Genomic DNA, 20039 nt, shown 5'->3' with positions numbered 1-20039 from the left:
AGAAATAGCTTAAAATCTCAGTGCTATTCCAGCCTCAAAATTAAACAGTCCGGTTTTATTAGTTAAACCAGAGGTAATATTTCCCGGCAATTTGTTTTGAGCAACAGAGTAGGTGGGTACAAAACTGAATAGAAAGTGATTTATTTTATACTCAACAGGGATAGAAAACTCATAATCCAGTAATTTGAATTTTTCGAGATCTGCTCTCTGGGCGGCTATCAGCAGGGTTTCGGCAGTTGTCTTTTTCGTGTTTTTGAATTTTTTAGTTACCAGATAAGAATCGTAAAAATTCTGTGTGCCCCAGTTGATTTGGGCTGTAGGCGAAATAATCAGTAAATCATGTGGACTGAATAAACCTGTAACAATAAAAGCATGACTAAGGCCTGCATTTAAAAAGATATCATTTTTGAACCCCTTTTTATTAAAGGCATAATCTGCACTGACCGATGGTGTTATAATATCACCCAGATCATAATTCAGATTGACATTAATTGAACCACTTTGTGAAGAAGCAATCTGCGTACTCCTTGAATTATAAAATGATTTGGTAAATGACAGCCCTCCATCAAGATCATCTGTGAAATCATGATCATACCCGGCAACAAGATCACCGCTGGTTATTTTTGCTGTTTTGCTATCTGGCAGATAATCCAGACTCCCGGCTACATAAATTCCTGATTTAAAAGTATATCTGATATTAGGGGTGACGATTGGCATTCTGGCAGTATCCGATCTGCCCATAAAAATACTATTGTTTAAATAGTTAACTCCAAATTTCAAAGGTAAAGATTTATCCTCCTTTCTGAGGATGTTATCCGTTTCAGAAGTTTGTGCAAAGACCCATAGAGAAGAGAAAACTAAAACAAAGGTGAAGATGAACCTGTAGAGATTGTTAACCATAAAAGGACGTGATTTGAATTGCTGATTGTTCCGGATTAAACCTTTTGATTTAAATGTAGTCATAAAAGAAACAAACGATAGGCATAGATCAGAATTTATGGCATATGGTATTTTTGTATAATAATTTAACTACCTATTTAACAGAATATTACCTATTTAATGCCTTAAGCGGATTTAACACTTGTCAATAAGCGTTAATCCGCTTTTTTTATATTACGCTACTGCGTGCAGCCAGTTTACGATCCAGATTAACACCAAGATAGTTTGCATAATTCACCAGCGCATGTTGTGATCCGGCTTGCATGAACCAGTCTTTTATTGTATCACTCTGATAAGAAGAGTCCAGTGCATTCAGAAATACTTTATAATTTCTTGCCTGCTGTTTATAGCCATAAGGAACTAATAATGTTCCCAGCAGGAGTATGCCGTCATAAAGACTTAAAGTATCGCCATGATAGGTTATTGTTATTTTGCCGGATGATGGTGACGGAGAATACAACGCAGCTGCTTCCAGAACAGATGAGAAAACAGGGAACTTAGGGACAATATCGTTTACATTTTCATAATGCCATGCATTCGTGATCTTGCTGTCCAGGTCTCTGGAGAAACCACTGTCACCAGGTGCCGGAGCTGCAAAAGTAAACAGAGAAGTATTCAGATAGGTAATACCTGCTTGTGCCAGAGCAGAAACAAAATAAGAGGCAAATACATTGGCCATATTCCCTCCGAGACTATGTCCGGCAATAATCACCTGTTTATTACCAGCCACAGCATTGGTTTTCAGATAATCAAAGAGATTTAACTTCGAATCCGTCAGTACATTAGTCGTACCAATGATATTGGTAAAAGCTGTATGTGCCCCATGGCTGATTTTTGCGGTTCCCGAATTTGTATATTGCCAGTCTACTTCTGTAACGACATCCATGTCTTCCAATACCCAGTTCGCAAAAGCATACCAGTCTTCTAATATATCCAATGGGGGAAGAGATCCCCTGAAACCAAGTCCGTAATATTGACCGGTAGGATCCAGTGCTATAAAACCAGTATTACCATCTTCAGTTACCTTCCCCTGCCAGACCAATGTCCAATCTGGTAAATGTATCTTCAAATCACCTGAGAGATTGTCACTATACGCCAATGCTGCTAGTAAAACACCTGTAGCAGGGCTGAACGGACTAGGAGCGGGGTAATGAGCGCCAGCGTTAATTTGGTTCATTTCCATTATTTAAAAGTTTTGTTTTGTCAATCGTAATTTACAATTTTTAAAATATAGAAATAACTAATAAAGCTTAGGTTTTTAAAGTTTTTTGCTTGTTATTCAGCATGATCAGGGCTTTATCTGCCCTTGTTTTTCGGGTGTCTTCCTGCTTTGCTGATCCAACCCAGTCACAGTAACCCTGTCTATAGGATTTTGACAAACTTTCAAAGAATGTTTTCGCCTCTGGCTGCTGATCTAATAAAATCTGAAGTTCTACTGGCGTTCCTTCAATATGTTCTCCTTTTTTAAGCATAAAAATTTAATTGGCGGTTTGTTGTACAGGTCTGATTTCTACACTTCCTTCCAGTTCAAATACAGGGCATTTAGCAGCGATCTGCTTCGCTTCATTCAGGTCGGCTGCATTGATGATCAGAAAAGAACTGATCACTTCCCCATTAGCTGTATAAGCCTCTGATTTAACTGTTTTAGCTGCTCCGCTAAGGGTTACCCCTTCAGTAACCGGACGATATCCGCCTGCAATTTTACCACTTTTGCCCAAATCACCCATAAATTCCTGCCAGTGCCGGATATTTGCCTGTATGGTAGCTGCCGGAGCATTAATCTTGTTTTTTGACCGGATAATCAATATAAACTGATTTTGTTTTTGCTGTGCAAATAAAGAAAACGTCAGCAGGCAAATGCCGATTGTGAAAAAGTATTTCATCTGTTTTATATTTATAGATTCTCAAATATATATGAAATTATCAGTTCTGGAATGCATATCACATTTTGTATCGATCTGACACTATTTTACTTCCTATATTCTATATTTGATAACGAAACTAATCCGATTTAGCTAATGAATAAATTATTGACTACAACCATTCTGGCTGTCATTTTACTATTTAACCAGTCAAATGTAAATGCCCAGACCATTACAGTCATACCTCAACCAACCGTACTGAAGCCCGGAACCGGGAAATTCTTATTGTCCAGGAATACCTTAATCATTAATGGGGAAAAGCCTTTTTTTAAAGCTGCAGCAGCTGAACTTGGTATGATGACCACTAAATGCACAGCAACAATTAAGAATGAAGGAAAAATAATTTTCAAAGCCGGGACAACAGCATTGCCTCCCGGAGGATATGAACTTGTTGTAAGCACTCAGTCAGTGACTATTACGACTAATACGGCTGAAGGTGCTTTTTCTGCTGTATCAACCTTAAAACAATTGATTGGTGCTCCTTTGTTTAAGCCTACCAGTTCTTTAACCCTTGAAATTCCTGTGGTAGAAATAACTGATGCCCCAAGATTTGAATGGAGGGGGATACATCTTGATGTTTCGCGCCATTTTTTTGATATAGCTTATCTTAAAAAGATGATTGACAGAATGGCTTTATATAAGTTTAATAAATTCCATTTACACCTCACCGATGACCAGGGCTGGCGGATAGAGATCAAAAAATACCCGATGCTTACGGCTAAAGGTGCCTGGAGAACACTCAACAAACAAGATTCAGTTTGTCTGGAAAAAGCAAAAGAGAACCCTGATTTTGCATTACCCGAAAAACATTTTAAAGTTATAGACGGCGTTAGAAAATATGGTGGGTTTTATACACAGGAAGAAATGAAAGATCTGATCAGGTATGCACAGGACAGATCAGTGGAAATTATACCAGAGATTGATATGCCCGGACATATGATGGCTGCGACTGCGCTAATGCCCTGGCTTACTTCAAATAACAAAGGCGGACAGGCTAAAGATTTTTCAGAACCTTTATGTCCGTGTAAAGAGACTACTTATGAATTTGCAGAGAATGTGTTCACTGAAATTGCTGCTCTTTTCCCAAGTCAGTATATTCATTTAGGCGCAGATGAAGTGGAGAAAAGCAGCTGGAAAAATGTGCCTGAATGCGATGCACTAATGAAAAAGGAGGGTTTGAAGGATATCAATGAACTGCAAAGTTATTTCGTTCATAGGATGGAGCGTTTTTTTAACAGTAAAAATAAAAAACTGATAGGTTGGGACGAGATTCTCGATGGCGGAGTCTCTAAAACCGCTACCTTAATGTACTGGCGTACCTGGATTCCTGGGGCTCCTAAAAAAGCAGCTGAAAAAGGAAATGAAATCATTATGACTCCTGGTGAATATTGTTATTTTGATGCTCAGCAGGATAATAATTCTTTACAAAAGGTTTACTCCTTCGATCCGTTTAATTTTCACCTGGATGAGGCAGATCGAAAATATGTTAAGGGTGTACAGGCAAGTACCTGGACAGAATATATACCCAGTGAAGACCGGCTGGAATACATGATCTTTCCGAGGATTATGGCTATGTCCGAAATAGCCTGGAGAGGAAAAGGTTCAGACTGGAATGGATTTGAGAAAAAGGTAATTCAGCAATTACCGATGCTCGATGCGATGAAAATTAATTACAGATTTCTGGATTTAACGGGTTTTAGTTTGAACAGTGTTTTTGTAGATAGTGCTTCGCTACAGATAATTAATCCGGTAGAAGCATTTAAAATACGCTATACAACAGATAATTCGTTGCCTACCAATACATCTGCTTTGTTTAGTGGAAAATTAAAGATCACAGCCCCTGTACAGATTAAACTGGCTGCATTTAATGATGCTGATAAACGTGGTGAAGTATATACGGTCAATTATAAAAAACTAAACTACCTGGAACCTGCTACAACTGATGCTTTACAAAAGGGACTCAATTTTTACTATTATCCTCATTCTTACCGTTCGGTAAAAGAGATCAGCGAAAAAGATCTGCTGACCAAACAGGTGACCCAGGCTATTGAAATTCCGGTAACTCAGACTGCTGATCAGTTTGCGACCAGACATAAAGGTTATTTTTATGCTGCTGAAACAGGTGTTTACACTTTCTTTCTGCGTTCTGACGACGGAAGTGTGTTAAATATGGACGGAGCAGTGCTGGTAGATAATGGTGGACTACATACTTCTATAGAAAAATCAGCGCAGACTGCTTTGAAAAAAGGATATCATCCCTTTGAGCTGTTGTTTCTTGAAGGAGGAGGTGGTTATACGCTTAAACTGGAGGTTGTAGATCCTTCAGGTAAACGCAGGGCAGTAAATGCAGAAGACTTTTACAAGTAATACTGAAACCAGAACTGAATTCAATATTGAAGCATTTATCCGTTAGGGTAGATGCTTTTTTACTTTGGAAGGATAGTGCTTTGGTTCGGACTTTGTTCGGAGATTGTTCGGAAATGCTTCGGAAATGCTTCGGACAGGATCGAATATATCCTGAGTAAAATCCGGAGCTGATCAGGGTAATTTGCTAATCAAGTGATACCTTAACCATACCCAGGCATGATGATACTATTTTTCATTACCTTTGTTTCTTTGAAATGTTCAATCCTATGTTATGCAGACAACGATAGAAACCCTTGGTGAATTTTACAAAAGAACGAATCAGCAGATTCCAGCAGATTTATTAAATCCCTCTGGTGATTCAAGTCATTTTAATGCACAATCCAGATGTTATTGCAATAAGGTCACCCCATACAACAGGAGAGACCATTATAAACTATGTCTGACTATTGGAGCAGGAAGGTTACGTTTTGCTGATAAGGTTATCGAAGTGGATCAGCCTGCATTGGTCTTTTCAAATCCTTCAGTTCCTTATTCCTGGGAATCTCTTACAGAGAAACAGGAGGGATACCTGTGCCTGTTTAACGATTCGTTTATTTCAACTGAGCTCAGAAAAGGACTGGAACATCTCTGTCCATTGTTTAACCCTGCAATGGATCCGGTTTATTTTTTGAATAAAGAGCAAACTGAGCTTGTAAGCGGCTATTTTGTGCAGATGATAGCTGAACAAAATAGCGAATATGAGTACAAATTTGAAGTCATCAGAAGTATTCTCAAACTCATTATACATCAGGGGGTGAAAATACATACAGAGAACAATCAGGTTATTCAAAAGGATGTCCCTGACCGGATCACACCTATGTTCATAGAATTACTTGAAAGACAATTTCCTGTCGATTCACCTGAAAACCCTTTAAAACTAAAAAGTGCTTCCGAATTTGCCAGTCAGCTGAATGTCCATGTCAATCATTTAAACCATGTGATCAAATCACATACCGGCAAGACGACCACACAAATGATCAGCAGCAGAATTGTAGACGAAGCTAAGACCCTATTAAAGAACACCGACTGGGATGTAGCCGAAATCGGTTATTGTCTTGGCTTTGAATACCCGGCTCATTTTAATAACTATTTCAAAAGGCACACGGGCCTGACTCCTTCGGTTTTCAAATACAACAATTAGGTGAATATTTGATTTATGTAATTATTCCTTTGTTTTTTGAAATCTATCTCGCCATTGCTGACCATACCTTTGTCCTATTATTTCATTAGAGAAATAATACAGTTAAAGAGAATGAGAATCATTGAAAAAGATCAGGACGGGATCGGTACCATACTTGCCTTTATTTTAATACCACTTTCGGGTTTTGCCACCGATATTTATTTACCCTCATTGCCGGCCATGGCCAGCAAATTACATGCAACTAATGCAGAAGTACAGCTGACAATTGTCTTTTTTCTGATCAGCTACGGAATATCTCAACTGTTCATTGGGAGCTTACTGGATAGTTTTGGCCGTTTTCGTATCACGATTGCTGCCCTTTTGCTATTCAGTATAGCAAGTTTCACTATTGCCAATGCCCATAGTGTGTACCTGATTTACCTGATGCGGATTATCCACGGCGTTACTGTAGCTGCGATCGTAGTAGGTAAAAGAGCCTATTTCGTAGACATCTTTTCTGGGGAAAAACTCAAACACTATACAAGCCTGTTTTCCATAGTCTGGTCATCGGCTCCAATTATAGCTCCTTTTTTTGGTGGATATCTGCAAACTGCCTTTGGCTGGGAATCAAATTTCTATCTGATCGGTTATTTTGCCCTGATTATGCTTGTTCTGGAACTGATATTTGGAGGTGAATCTCTAAAGATCTATCAGAAATTCCATTTCAAATCAATCATTACAGTTTATAGCAATATGATCAAAACCCTTAGCTTCAGTCTGGGATTGATTATGCTGGGTTTATCCAATGCTATGTTTATGGTCTATGGAATGACCGGGCCCTTTATTATAGAACATACTTTTAATGATTCGGCAATTACCACAGGCTATTGTTCCCTGGCTTTAGGTGTAGCTTTACTATTGGGCGGTTTCCTCGGAAAAGCACTGATTGGTTATCCATTTTTCAGGAAAATCAGTATTGCCATTGGTGTACAGCTGATATTAACCATAGTGATGATCCTCAGCCCTGCATACTTCTCCAGTTTATTAACGATGATGGCCTTTGCTTTTAGTATCCATTTTATCGCTGGCTTTATCTTCAATAATTACTTTTCGTATTGTCTGAGCCTGTTTCCTAAAAACGCAGGAATCGCAAGTGGTGTGACCGGAGGAGCGGTATATGTGATTACTTCCATTATGAGTTATGCGATTGTATCACTGATACCAGCTAAATCTCAAAGCAGCCTGGGAATAAGTTATCTGGTTATGGTATTGTTAATTGTCCTGACTTTTATAGTGATCAGAAGAAAAGTACAGCTTGCTCATGATTAAACAAAAGCCCCGCTGCTAACCTGGATAAGGTTAACAGCGGGGCTTTTATATTTTTTTATTACTCAGGATTAGTTTTTTTCCAGTAGTGAGCGCCATACAACAGCACTTAATACTGCACCCAGGATAGGAGCGACGATGAACAACCATAACTGACTGATCGCTGCACCTCCTACAAATAATGCAGGGCCAATACTTCTGGCAGGGTTAACAGATACTCCGGTTACTTTGATACCAACAATGTGGATTAATACCAGACTCAGACCAATCGATAAACCAGCAAATCCCCCATGTATATTCTTTGTAGAAGTAGAACCAAAGATGACCAGCAGGAAAATAAAGGTAAAAACAGTTTCTGCGACAAAACCTGATAAAAGGCTATAATGACCAGGTGAGAAAGCTTCATAACCGTTCTGACCTAATCCATTACCTGCGACGGTATAATCTGCATTACCTGAGGCAATAACATATAAAATACCAGCACCAGCAACAGCACCCAAAATCTGTCCAATGATATAAACACCAGCTTCACTTGCCTTCATCCGTCCCGCCACAACCATACCAATAGAAATTGCCGGGTTAATGTGGCAACCTGAAATGTGACCAATAGCATAAGCCATTGCCACTACAGATAGGCCAAAGGCAAATGAAATGCCGAGTAAACCGACACCTGACGTGCCGTTACTTCCGGCAATGACTGCACTGCCACAGCCCATCAGGACCAGGACCATTGTGCCGAAAAATTCGGCAGAGAATTTTGAAAAAGTAGTTGTTTCCATTGAGATATTTGTTAAATGAGTACTATAATTGACCTTTATAGATCAATTGCTACTTTAATATTACCAATATTTTTTCATTAATAACAAATTAGCCAGTAAATTAATTCTGATTTAATTTTCACTAACCACAGACCTGATCATATCCACGTGAAGTATATCATCCTCTAAATATTCATCACCTTTTACGATAAATCCAAAAGATTCATAAAATGTCTTCAGATAAAGTTGTGCGCCAATTTTAATGGGCTTTTTCCCATATAAACGCTGGCAATTTTCAATGGCCAGTGCAACCAGCTGTTTTCCGAAACCTTTACCCCGGGCCGCATGGCTGCTCACTATCCTTCCTATAGAGGGTTCTTTAAAAGACAATCCGGCAGGTACGATTCTCGCATAGGCCATGAGTTCTTTATTCTGGTATAACATCAGGTGCTGACATTTGAGATCTTTATCGTCCATGTCCAGAAACACGCATTTTTGTTCCACTACAAATATTTCACTTCTCAGCTTCAGGATAGCATAAAGCTCTTTTACGGTCAGAGAGTCAAAGGGCTTACATATTTCAATAAATTCCATTTATAAAAGGGTATTAGCGTTTTAATGCCCTAAGATAGGAAAAACCGGCATATGATTAAACTGGTTAGGCTCTGGGACCGGATGAAATGTAATTCTGTTTGATTATCTTTGAGGTATCCAAATCAGCAGAATATTGAAATATAATTCAACAGCAGCAGGTCCGGTTCAAAACCTTTTCTTCATCAATAGAGCTAATTACTATCTAAAAATCATTTTAGTATACTTTATCATGATGTTGAGTACATTGACTGTACTGGCGCAGCCTGTGAGGGTTGCTGTAGCAGCGAATGCGCAGTTTGTACTCAAAAAAATATCCGCTGATTTTAAGCAGAGAACCGGTATTGATGTTGAGATAATCAGCGGCTCATCCGGAAAACTAAGTACACAGATCAGAAATGGTGCTCCTTATGACCTGTTTTTATCAGCTGATATGGATTTTGCCCGTGAACTGTATACTGCTGGCTTCAGTGTAACTAAACCAAGGGTCTATGCCTTAGGTAGTCTGATTGTCTGCTCAACTACTGGTCTGGTGCCCGAAAATTGGAAGACACTGGTTAAAGAAGAAAAAACCGGCAAAATAGCTATCGGAAACCCATCGGTGGCCCCTTATGGTAAAGCAGCTGTACAGGCGATGAATTTCTATGGCCTGTACAAAGAGCTGATTTCCCGTCTGGTGTTTGGAGAAAGTATCAGCCAGGTCAATACTTATGTGCTGAAAGGGGTGGTGAATATCGGTTTTACGACCGAATCGCTGGTTTATGAACTTTCGCCTGCAGCTCATTTCAAATGGGTAAGAATTGATCCCCGGGCTTATCAACCCATCGAGCAGGGAGTGGTACTGTTAAAGCATTCGAAAAATAAAAATTTCACCAATAATAAGCGGTTTTATGATTATCTTTTCTCTGCTGAAGCGAGAACTGTTTTTGGTCAGTACGGTTACAGAGTCTTATAAAATTAATAGAAAGAATTAATGGAATGGATGCCCATATGGCTGAGTCTTAAACTTGCTGCCTACACTACTGTTATCCTCTTGATGATCGGGGTTCCGCTGGCTTACTGGCTTTCCAGACGTGGCTCGTTGGGGAAGGTGGTAATAGAAGCGCTGCTCACAATGCCTCTGGTTTTACCGCCTTCAGTACTCGGCTTTTATTTGCTGCTCACTTTCAGTCCGCACAGCATCCTGGGGAGCTTGCTGCTGAAGTATTTTAACCTTAGCCTGGTCTTTTCCTTTGAGGGACTAGTGGTCGCTTCAGTCATCTACAGCTTGCCCTTTATGGTCAGTCCGGTGAAATCGGCCCTGGCTCATTTACCTGCATCTCTTGCACAGGCATCTTATACAATGGGTAAATCAAGGCTGGAAACTTTTTACCGGGTGCTGCTGCCAAATATTAAAGCATCATTGTGGACAGCTACAGTTCTAACTTTTGCCCATACACTTGGAGAATTCGGTGTAGTACTGATGATCGGAGGTAAACTGGAAGGGGTAACCCGGGTAGCTTCCATTGCGATCTACGACGCGGTAGATAATAATCAGTACCATGAGGCCAATCAATATGCTATGGTTTTGTTTGCGATAACCTTTGTGATCGTCATACTGGTCTTTATTTTTAACAGAAATTCGGTAAGGGGGCCACTGGAATGATTGAAGCGGCAATTTATAAAAAGATAAAGACGTACCGGGGAACTATCCCTCTGGTTATAGAAGCGCAGTTCCCCGCACAGTCTGTAACCAGAATCTATGGTCCTTCAGGTTCTGGAAAAACCACCTTTCTCAAAATACTGGCCGGATTGATCACCCCCGAAAAAGGGGTAATTACTGTCAATGACAGATGCTGGCTGGATACCGTCAGAAAAATTAATCTCAGCCCTCAGGAACGTAAAGTAGGTTTCGTATTCCAGGATTATGCTTTGTTTCCGAATATGACGGTGGAAGGGCACCTTCGTTATGCCACACAGGATATGGCTTTAATTGACAGACTGCTGCTGATCGGTAAAATGGAATCCTTCCGGAAACAAAAACCAGCCCATCTTTCGGGAGGACAACAGCAAAGACTGGCTATTTTGAGGGCCCTCGCACAGAAACCCGGTTTATTAGTTCTGGATGAAGCTTTTTCGGCACTGGATGACGAATTAAGGGAAGAACTGATTACTGAACTGAAAATTATACTGAAAGAATTTAAGACCACCACTATTATAGTCAGTCACCATTTACAGGAAACGGCTGGGTTTGCTGACCGTGCTTTAAAAATTGAACAGGGAATTTAATTTGTAAACAGATGATTATATTTAAAACAGACGAAGAAGTAGAACTGATCCGTATCAGTGCTACACTCATCAGTTCTACTTTAGCTGAAATCGCCAAAATACTCAAACCAGGGCTAACCACACTGGCACTGGATAAACTTGCGGCCGAATATATCGGAGATCATGATGCTGTCCCGTCATTCCTCAATTACGAAGGTTACCCACATCATATCTGTACTTCCGTGAATGATGTAGTGGTGCATGGTATGCCTAATGATAAGCCTTTAAAGGATGGTGACGTTGTTTCTGTGGATATAGGTGTCATTAAAAATGAATTTCATGGTGATCATGCCTATACCTTTATTCTGGGTGAAGCAGCACCTGAAGTAATTGATTTGGTCAGAGTAACTAAAGAGTGTCTTTATGAAGGGATTAACCATGCTATTGCAGGAAGTTATCTCACGAATATTTCGAGTGCGATACAAAGACATGCTGAAAGTCATGGTTACGGTGTAGTGAGAGAATATGTGGGGCATGGCCTGGGCCGGTCGATGCATGAACACCCTCAGGTACCTAATTATGGAAGACGGAATGAAGGGATATTAATGCGTGAAAACCTGGTACTGGCTATTGAACCTATGCTGAACATGGGCACTAAAGATATCATGGTTTCAAAGGATGGATGGACAGTCAGAACCAGAGATGGTAAACCTTCGGTACATTTTGAACATGATGTTTGCACTAAACCGGAATATGCCCAGATTCTGTCTAATTATACCTTAATTGAAATCGCTGAGAAAGCAAACCGCAATCTGAATACGTCTTATTATTAGTCCATCTTTTCTTTTGTCACTGAAGTTTAAAGATTTGATGACGGCGAAAGAAAAATAGTATTTCCGTGCTGATCCTATGGCGATAGATTTATTTTTGTTCAACATGAATCGCGAAAACAAGAATTTTCACCAGGATGGTGACCAGCTCAGATCAGGTACTATTTTGCTAATGGCAGTTGCCGCAGGTATAACTGTTGCAAACATTTATTATAACCAGCCTATCCTGAAGGAGATGGCGCTGTCACTACACGCCAGCGACGTTGAAATCGGCAGGGTATCTATGTTTGCACAAATAGGGTATGGTTTGGGTATGTTTTTTTTGATTCCCCTGGGCGACAAAGTTGATCGTAAAAGGTTAATTCTTCTATTACTGCTTAGTCTGGCATGCGTACTCATTCTGATGGTAACGGCTAAGGGTATAATCTTTGTCTGGGCATTGAGTTTACTAATTGGCATATGTTCGGCACCGGCACAAATTATCCTGCCAATGGCTGCCAGCCTGGACAAGGTAAACCGTGGCAAAACTGTAGGGATTGTTTTCAGCGGCATCCTGGTTGGTATATTAGGGTCGAGGGTAATCAGTGGTTTCATTACAGACTGGCTGGGATGGAGATATGTTTATGCCATCTCTGCGGTAATGGTACTGACTATAACGGTATTACTTAAACTCTATCTTCCTGATGTAAAGCATAAATTTACAGGTAGTTATATTGAATTGATTAAATCAACACTAGAGTTGGTTAAAAAGCATGAGGTCCTCCGTCGCTCTGCTATACTGGGTGCTTTTACCTTTGGTATCTTTTGTTCATTCTGGACAACGGTTACTTTTTATCTCAGTGGGCCGGCATTTGGTTTTCATGCAGATACTATAGGTCTTTTTGGTATTGTGGCTATTGGCGGGGCACTTGTAGCTCCTTATTTCGGCAAAATTGCAGATAAAGGAAATACCAAAATATCACTGATCATTAGTGTAGGTATGATTATTTTAAGTCTGCTGCTGCTTAAACTCTTTCCGGTTTCTGTAATTGTGATGATTATAGCCATTTTTATCCTTGATATTGGTGTACAGGCTACACAGATTACCAACTTCACCAGGATTTACTCACTGGATGAAAACTCACACAGCCGGCTGAACACAATTTACATGACTACGTACTTTATCGGGGGTGGTATAGGTACTTATTTTGGCCTCTTATGCTGGAAATATGGTGGATGGACATTGTCAACCTGGCAAATGGTGACCTGGTCACTGATCGCTATGGCAATCGTTATCTTTTCTAAATCAAGGACAAAGAAAAAACAAATCATGCCAGAAAACGTTTTGAAGAATTAGTTTAGGCTAAATCTGTCCGGAGGTTCTTAAATCAGGAGAAATGTCATACTTTTGCAAGCAATATTACCATTTGAAAAAGCGCCAGAATACATGAAATTACCTGCTAAATATAACCCTATTCCCTTTATAAAGGATAATTATAAAATCATTGCCAGTTATATTTTTACGCTGTTTTTTATTGGTCTGGCCATTTGGTTTGTCCGGCATGAAAAAGCCGAATTGCAACAGGTAAAAGAACTGGTGCTGACCTCTAAATGGGATTGGATTACCTTTGGAATTGTCCTGAGTGTGGTCTATATCTTTGTGCACGGACTGATGTATAAATACGCTTTCAGGGCTGTGGGGGGTAAAGTGAATTTAATAGATTCCACAATGTTATACCTGAAAAGGAATTTCATCAGTGTATTCTTACCTGCGGGTGGAGTTTCCTCTCTGGCCTTTTTCAGCGGGGATATAGAAAAGAAAGGAGTGACCAAGTCACAGATTAACTTTGCTTCTTCTATCTACGGTTTTGTAGGTATCCTTTCGGTAGTTGTATTGGCTATTCCGGTATTCATTTATGCCATTTTCAAAGGGAGCATAGGTGTTGGCGAATGGTTTGGCTTATTAGCTGTATTTGCTTTAATCGGCGGAATCTATCTGGTTTACAGGTCAATTGCCAAAAATGGTAAAGTCTACCGGCTTTTAGTAAAATACATTCCTTCCGTAGAGGTTTTCCTGGCAGAATTCAAAAATAATGAGATTGAGCATAAAAGTTTCTTCTGGACTTTTTTCTATAGTATGCTGATTGAGATCATAGGAGTAGTGCATATCTATATTGCGATGGTTGCCCTGAATATTGAACCTTCAATTATCATTGCTACGGTGAGTTACGTAGTCGGTGTGATATTCCTGATCATTTCACCTGTTCTGAGAGGCTTAGGGGCTGTAGAAGCTTCTATGACCTTTATGCTGGTGCGTATGGGCTATAGCGAGGCAGCAGCAATTTCGGTGACCTTACTTTACCGTTTTATGGAATTCTGGATACCGATGGTATTAGGAGCACTGAGTTTTCTGGTCAAAATCAACAAATTACTAATGCGTATTGTACCGGCTCTGATGATCCTGGCCCTGGGTATAGTTAATATTGTTTCTGTACTTACGCCTGCGATTCATGAAAGACTGGTCTTTTTAAAGAACTTCCTGCCGATCTCGGCCATAGCGGCTTCAAATTATTTTGTACTGGTTGCAGGTTTGTTCCTGTTGGTTACGGCAGCATTTATGCTCAGAGGGTTAAAAATGGCCTGGTATTTTGCTTTGGCTTTATGTGTATTCTCTCTGTTTGGAAACCTGACCAAGGCTTTTGACTATGAGGAGGCTCTTTATTCTGTCATTGTAATTATAGGATTGATTGCTTCGCGAAAGGAATACTATGTTAAACATAATTCCCGTCTTCGTTTTATCGGTTTTCAAACGACACTATTAAGTGTTGCCGCAGTAGTTTTATACGGTACTATCGGTTTCTACTTTCTGGATGAGAAACATTTCAATGTGGATTTCGGTATCTTCCAGTCGATCAGATATACACTTGAAAATTTCGTACTGATTGACAGTACGGACCTTGTACCTCAGGATGCCTTTGCAAGAGGGTTTCTTTATTCGATTAATATAAGTGGATTTTTATCACTGGCCTTTCTGGTTTACACGCTGATCCGTCCCTATATTATCAAAGACAGTTCTACTGAAGAAGAGTTTGCCTGGGCCAGAACCCAGTTGGATAAATATGGGTGTTCTGCAATGGATTATTTCAAAACTTATCAGGATAAGCTGATTTACCGCACAGATGAGGTGGAAGGTTTTGTTTCTTACCGGATTTCGGGCAACTTTGCTGTCGTATTGGAATCGCCGGTTGCCGCCCCTGAAGATCATAAGACCATGATCAAATCATTTGATAAGTATTGTTTTGAAAGCGGTATGAAAAGTTTTTATTACCGCGTGGCTGAAGAGCACCTTGAGCCTTTTGTGAAAAGTGGTAAAAAGCGCTTGTTCTTAGGGCAGGAAGGGGTGGTCAATCTGACTACTTTTACCCTGGATGGCGGAAACAGAAAATCTATCCGGAATGCGCTGAAAAAAGTTGGTGAAAAAGGCTTTCACAGTAAAATCTATGAGGCTCCTGTTAAGGATGGCTTATTGCAGAAAATCAAGTCTGTTTCTGATGAATGGCTTACTGATACTGAGCGTGAGGAAATTGTATTTTCACAAGGCATGTTTGACTGGGAAGAGCTGAAAAATCAGACTATTATTACGGTTGAGAATGCAGAAGAAAAGATCGTTGCATTTTTAAATGTGATTCCTGATTATGCCAATGGCGAAGGAACTTATGATCTGATCAGAAAAACAGCGGATGCGCCTAACGGGGTGATAGATTTTATCCTCGTCGAGTTGTTTAAATACCTGAAAGAAAAGGGTAAAACCTCGGTGAATATTGGTTTTGCTCCGTTATCCGGATTGATGGATCCTAAAAACCTGACGGAACGGTCTATGAAATTTGCCTATGAGAAAATTAAATCTTTCTCTCATTATAAGGGCTTAAGAGATGCTAAGGATAAGTTTTCTCCGGTCTGGCATAATAAATATCTGGTTTATGATCATGATTATGATCTGATTCAGGTTCCTACCGTACTCTCAAAAGTAATTAAACCATAAAGCCTTGAAAAGACTTGTTTTCATTTTCGCCCTTTTGTTTTGCTTAAGTAAATCTTCGTTTGCCATTAGTGTTGACTCCCTTCGGTATGGTTCATTTGGTAAAATCATAGTTTATCATCCGGTAAAAACCCCGACGACAGTAGTGCTTTTTGTGTCAGGTGACGGAGGATGGAATAACGGGGTTATTAATATGGCCAGAGATATTGCCGGACAGGGTGCTTTGGTGCTGGGTATTGACGCCAAACACTACCGCAACTCTCTTTCCAAACGAAAAACAGATTGCTATTATCCGGCTGCTGATTTTGAGCAGCTGAGCCTGATGATCCAGAAAAAATACAAATTCGCCAATTATTCCAAGCCGGTTCTGGTTGGTTATTCTTATGGCGCCACACTGATTTATGGTATTCTGGCCCAGGCCCCGGCAAATACTTTTAAAGGGGCTATAGCTTTAGGCTTTTGCCCTGATATAGAATCTAAAAAGCCTTTCTGTAAAGGTAGCGGATTAACCCAGCATGTTTTAAAACCGGGTGTTTCTTTTTACCTGGAAAGAACTGAACACCTGACTGCACCTTTTATTGCGCTTAATGGTTTTAAAGATGAAACTTGTCCTTTTGCAGCAACGGAAGCCTTTTTAAAAGGCATGCCAATGGCTGAGCTGATTACTTTACCCAAAGTTGGACATGGTTTTTCTATTGCAGATAACTGGTTACCACAGTTTAACCAGGCTTATACAAAAATCCTGAATGCTCCTTCTTTTGCAGAACGCAAACAAGGAGAAAATAAAGAGTTAAAAACCCAGGCGATCAAACTCTACGGTGATGATCTTCCTTTAACGGTTATCCCTTCTCCAAAGAAGAATAACCTGCCGCTGGTCTTTATGATATCAGGAGATGGGGGATGGACAAGTTTTGATCAGTCCCTGGCAGAAGCATTGGCAGAAAGAGGTTTGTCGGTTATCGGACTGGATGCGCAGAAGTACTTCTGGGATGCCAGAACCCCCGAAAAGACAGCCTCAGACCTAAGTAAGGCTATCGCGCACTATACAACTCAGTTAAATAAACAGAAATTTGTACTTGCAGGCTATTCTTTTGGCGCGTCAGTGGTTCCTTTTATAGCCAACCGCCTGGATCCGGCTTTGAAATCACATCTTGACGCAGTATTATCTTTATCACCAGATGTAACAGCAGATTTTGAGATTCATGTTATGGATATGCTGAGTTTAGGTGACAATGCAACGGAAACCTATAATGTGTTAGCCGAAATCAAAAAAATCAAAAGCGTACCTGTCATTAGTTTCTTTGGTAAAGAAGAAGATGGTGACATCGTTACAAAATTTATCAAGGCAGGAATGAAAACACAAGTCATTCCGGGTGACCATCATTTTGGTGACAATTTTCAGGGACTCTCTCTGGAACTTTCAAAAAATATTCCAATGTAACCCTCAAAAAATCAGCAGATGAACAGACAGCTTACTGATTTGGTCCGTATTGCTCAGGCTCCTCAAAGAATTATTGCCGGACTGATGTCCGGAACATCTTTAGATGGGCTGGATATTGCGCTTTGTGAATTCACAGGCTCTGGCCTGGAGACTAGCATTAAAGTTCTTCATTTCGTGACTATGCCTTATACACAGGAATTTAAAGAGGAACTGAAATCGATCTCTTTCAAAAGACAGGTATCTCTGCAGGAAGTTACACTCATGAATGCTGTAATAGGGTCTTATTCTGCCGAATTAGTACTGGCAGCACTACAGAAATGGAATTACCCGGCAACTGCGGTAGATCTGATTGCCAGTCACGGACAGACGATTTTTCATGCACCCTTTTCTTTACACCAGGAGGAATCCTATCCCAATGCAACACTACAGATAGGTGATGGAGACCATATTGCAGTGAAGACAGGAATTATAACGCTGAGTGATTTCAGACAAAAACATATTGCGGCAGGAGGAGAGGGAGCACCCCTGGCCGTTTACGGGGATTACCTGCTGTTTTCCAGTCAGACCGAAAACCGGATTCTGCTCAATATCGGTGGGATCTCAAATTTCACTTATTTACCGCAGGGAAGAAATCCAGATCAGGTATTTTCAACTGATGTCGGGCCTGGTAATACGTTAATGGATCAGTTTATTCAACTGCATTACGATGATCAATATTATGATAAAGATGCGCTGATTGCCATTGCCGGTACACCGAACCTGGATTTAGTCAATACTTTACTGGACCATCCGTTTTTTGCTTTACCTTTTCCCAAAACAACAGGACCGGAACTCTTCAACTTATCCTATTTATGGAATGCACAAAAGGCCTGTGGTCAGCTTAGTCTAAGTAATGAGGATATCATGGCTTCCTTATGTGAATTTACTGCGCTCAGCATCGTGAGAGCTCTCCAAAGTTCTGTTCAGGATCAATCCTTCAGCGTTTATCTGAGTGGCGGTGGAATGCATAATCCGCTTCTGGTACAAAAGATCAATGACGGTCTTGGCTTTACTGCTGCTTATACTGATGAACTGGGTATCCTGCCAGATGCAAAAGAAGCAGTTTTGTTTGCTTTACTGGCTAATGAGTGTGTGGCGGGCGGGCAGACTGATTTTGGACGGAGAACGGGTATTCCATCCGTCACTATGGGTAAAATAAGCCTGCCAGGTTAACCCTTATTTATTGTACAAGGCACTCATATTAAGCTCCATACAATACTGGGTAATCCAGCTCCCCGCATCGTCTACATACAGGATATTGGGTTTATTCTTACTATTTATAGTTTCGTCTGCAATCCATTTATTCACCTGGTCCTTGAATACCTTATTTGCCCTTCTGGCATGGGTAATAATACTTTTATGTTTGGAAAGTACATTCGTCAAAAATATAGCACCATCAAATAAGGGACTGTTCTGATCCGATTCAAAAGCATTACAGACCATTGCTGCTTCCTGTGGACTTTGAGTCAGCTGCCAGTCAACCCGTATCAGATCGTTTGCATTCTGCTGTGATTTCAGGGCAGTAAAGAAACTGGCCTGTACAAGGATTAATTTCTTTAAATTATTCGTGGCTGCATAGGCGCGCTGGAAGTTAAGACTTGCGTCTGACGACCCACTGACCATGGTATTAAACATAATTCCAGGGGCTTCAAACTGAGGGGTCTCAAAGGCAAGCAGAACTTTACCACGTAGTTCTTCTATTTTAATATCCCCGATTCTTTTACGACCAGGCAGATAGACATGTTCTTTTCCCAGTAGTGCAGTCATCTTTTCAGCTAATTTGGCCACTGCAATTTCTTTTGGACAAAAATGACTGAGAGAAAAGATCAGAAATTCAGTTTTATTCTTTTCTAAAAAAGCTTTGGTGGCCAACAGCACAGGTTCCAGCATTTCTCCGTATCCGCCACCAATTGCATCTTCCATACAATCAGAAGAACTGTGTTTGAGATAAAGGGTATCCTTAAGTACACCAACCCGCAGATCAAACATCCGGATACCTGATTGCAGTTGTCTGGCAATATTTAAAGTCTGGGTCAGTGTATTACATTGGTTAATAGTACCTTTCTGACTTCCTCCGGTAGCTGTCAATACAGACATCCCCGCATCATGAGAGCCCGGGAGAACTATGTCTTTCAGCGTGTGATAACCTTTTACCGTACTGAACAAATCTCCCTGCCAGTGTGAGAAATCAAGATTGACTACCGGAATTTTACCTTTCACTGCCCGTTGTGCATAGAGTAAGTTAGCACTAAGAATGAGGCTAAGCAGGGTAATACAGAAGGAATATTTTACTTTTGAAGGAAGAGAAAGTATTGAAAATATCATTTATCAGGTATTCTTTAAGGAAGAAAAATTGCAATAAAGATAAGGATTCCTGTCATAATTTGTATTTTCAACCCATT

General features: G+C 40.2%; 18 protein-coding genes. 11 read left to right on the top strand and 7 right to left on the bottom strand.

What is annotated here, in order from left to right:
• Window positions 1-9 precede the first annotated feature (9 nt).
• The 4 genes from HDF25_RS03660 to HDF25_RS03645 all read right to left on the bottom strand — a co-directional run bounded on the left by HDF25_RS03660 (window position 10) and on the right by HDF25_RS03645 (window position 2822).
• On the bottom strand, window positions 10-963 hold the full coding sequence (locus HDF25_RS03660) for a hypothetical protein (protein WP_184622884.1): 954 nt from the start codon (window positions 961-963) through the stop codon (window positions 10-12).
• Between the two features lie 145 nt (window positions 964-1108).
• A complete protein-coding gene (locus HDF25_RS03655) occupies window positions 1109-2116 on the bottom strand; it encodes a lipase family protein (protein ID WP_184622882.1) in 1008 nt (335 codons plus the stop codon).
• A 73-nt stretch (window positions 2117-2189) separates the two neighbouring features.
• A complete protein-coding gene (locus HDF25_RS03650; RefSeq protein WP_184622880.1) occupies window positions 2190-2411 on the bottom strand; it encodes a YdeI/OmpD-associated family protein in 222 nt (73 codons plus the stop codon).
• A gap of 6 nt (window positions 2412-2417) precedes the next feature.
• A complete protein-coding gene (locus tag HDF25_RS03645; RefSeq protein WP_184622879.1) occupies window positions 2418-2822 on the bottom strand; it encodes a YciI family protein in 405 nt (134 codons plus the stop codon).
• A 135-nt stretch (window positions 2823-2957) separates the two neighbouring features.
• Here HDF25_RS03645 and HDF25_RS03640 point away from each other — a divergent pair, with 135 nt between their 5' ends.
• The 3 genes from HDF25_RS03640 to HDF25_RS03630 all read left to right on the top strand — a co-directional run bounded on the left by HDF25_RS03640 (window position 2958) and on the right by HDF25_RS03630 (window position 7716).
• The gene (locus tag HDF25_RS03640; protein ID WP_184622878.1) at window positions 2958-5228 is read left to right on the top strand and encodes a family 20 glycosylhydrolase; all 2271 of its coding nucleotides are present in this window, start codon (window positions 2958-2960) and stop codon (window positions 5226-5228) included.
• Between the two features lie 271 nt (window positions 5229-5499).
• Window positions 5500-6408 (top strand): helix-turn-helix domain-containing protein, encoded by a 909-nt coding sequence (locus tag HDF25_RS03635; RefSeq protein WP_184622877.1) that lies wholly within the window; start codon window positions 5500-5502, stop codon window positions 6406-6408.
• 111 nt (window positions 6409-6519) lie between these two features.
• Window positions 6520-7716 carry an MFS transporter gene (locus HDF25_RS03630; protein ID WP_184622876.1) on the top strand — a complete coding sequence of 399 codons (1197 nt, stop codon included), beginning with the start codon at window positions 6520-6522 and terminating at the stop codon, window positions 7714-7716.
• Window positions 7717-7784: 68 nt separating this feature from the next.
• Here the strand turns inward: HDF25_RS03630 and aqpZ are convergent, their stop codons facing one another.
• Together aqpZ and HDF25_RS03620 are read right to left on the bottom strand one after the other, a co-directional pair.
• Entirely contained in the window at window positions 7785-8492 is a 708-nt protein-coding gene (aqpZ, locus tag HDF25_RS03625; protein ID WP_184622875.1) for an aquaporin Z, read from the bottom strand.
• A 111-nt stretch (window positions 8493-8603) separates the two neighbouring features.
• On the bottom strand, window positions 8604-9065 hold the full coding sequence (locus HDF25_RS03620; RefSeq protein ID WP_184622874.1) for a GNAT family N-acetyltransferase: 462 nt from the start codon (window positions 9063-9065) through the stop codon (window positions 8604-8606).
• Window positions 9066-9198: 133 nt separating this feature from the next.
• On the opposite strand from HDF25_RS03620, the gene modA reads away from it, so the two are divergent.
• The 8 genes from modA to HDF25_RS03580 all read left to right on the top strand — a co-directional run bounded on the left by modA (window position 9199) and on the right by HDF25_RS03580 (window position 18810).
• The gene (gene modA, locus HDF25_RS03615; protein ID WP_260409314.1) at window positions 9199-10017 is read left to right on the top strand and encodes a molybdate ABC transporter substrate-binding protein; all 819 of its coding nucleotides are present in this window, start codon (window positions 9199-9201) and stop codon (window positions 10015-10017) included.
• An 18-nt stretch (window positions 10018-10035) separates the two neighbouring features.
• Complete coding sequence (modB, locus tag HDF25_RS03610) at window positions 10036-10707, top strand: molybdate ABC transporter permease subunit (RefSeq protein ID WP_184622872.1); 672 nt, start codon at window positions 10036-10038, stop codon at window positions 10705-10707.
• Window positions 10704-11330, top strand: coding sequence for an ATP-binding cassette domain-containing protein (locus HDF25_RS03605; RefSeq protein WP_184622870.1), 627 nt, complete (start codon window positions 10704-10706; stop codon window positions 11328-11330). The genes modB and HDF25_RS03605 overlap by 4 nt, the downstream gene beginning before the upstream one ends.
• An 11-nt stretch (window positions 11331-11341) precedes the next feature.
• Window positions 11342-12142 (top strand): type I methionyl aminopeptidase, encoded by an 801-nt coding sequence (map, locus tag HDF25_RS03600; RefSeq protein WP_184622868.1) that lies wholly within the window; start codon window positions 11342-11344, stop codon window positions 12140-12142.
• Window positions 12143-12245: 103 nt separating this feature from the next.
• Window positions 12246-13475, top strand: coding sequence for an MFS transporter (locus tag HDF25_RS03595; RefSeq protein WP_184622866.1), 1230 nt, complete (start codon window positions 12246-12248; stop codon window positions 13473-13475).
• 90 nt (window positions 13476-13565) lie between these two features.
• Window positions 13566-16160, top strand: coding sequence for a phosphatidylglycerol lysyltransferase domain-containing protein (locus tag HDF25_RS03590; RefSeq protein ID WP_184622864.1), 2595 nt, complete (start codon window positions 13566-13568; stop codon window positions 16158-16160).
• A gap of 4 nt (window positions 16161-16164) precedes the next feature.
• Entirely contained in the window at window positions 16165-17598 is a 1434-nt protein-coding gene (locus HDF25_RS03585; RefSeq protein ID WP_184622861.1) for an AcvB/VirJ family lysyl-phosphatidylglycerol hydrolase, read from the top strand.
• A gap of 18 nt (window positions 17599-17616) precedes the next feature.
• On the top strand, window positions 17617-18810 hold the full coding sequence (locus tag HDF25_RS03580) for an anhydro-N-acetylmuramic acid kinase (protein WP_184622859.1): 1194 nt from the start codon (window positions 17617-17619) through the stop codon (window positions 18808-18810).
• A 3-nt stretch (window positions 18811-18813) separates the two neighbouring features.
• Here HDF25_RS03580 and HDF25_RS03575 read toward each other — a convergent pair whose 3' ends face one another.
• Window positions 18814-19962, bottom strand: a complete 1149-nt coding sequence (locus tag HDF25_RS03575; protein ID WP_184622856.1) for a hypothetical protein — start codon at window positions 19960-19962, stop codon at window positions 18814-18816.
• Window positions 19963-20039: the final 77 nt, after the last annotated feature.

The sequence above is a fragment of the Pedobacter cryoconitis genome (assembly GCF_014207135.1).
GTDB classification, from domain to species: domain Bacteria; phylum Bacteroidota; class Bacteroidia; order Sphingobacteriales; family Sphingobacteriaceae; genus Pedobacter; species Pedobacter cryoconitis_D.
This window is presented reverse-complemented; position numbering and strand designations above follow the sequence as displayed.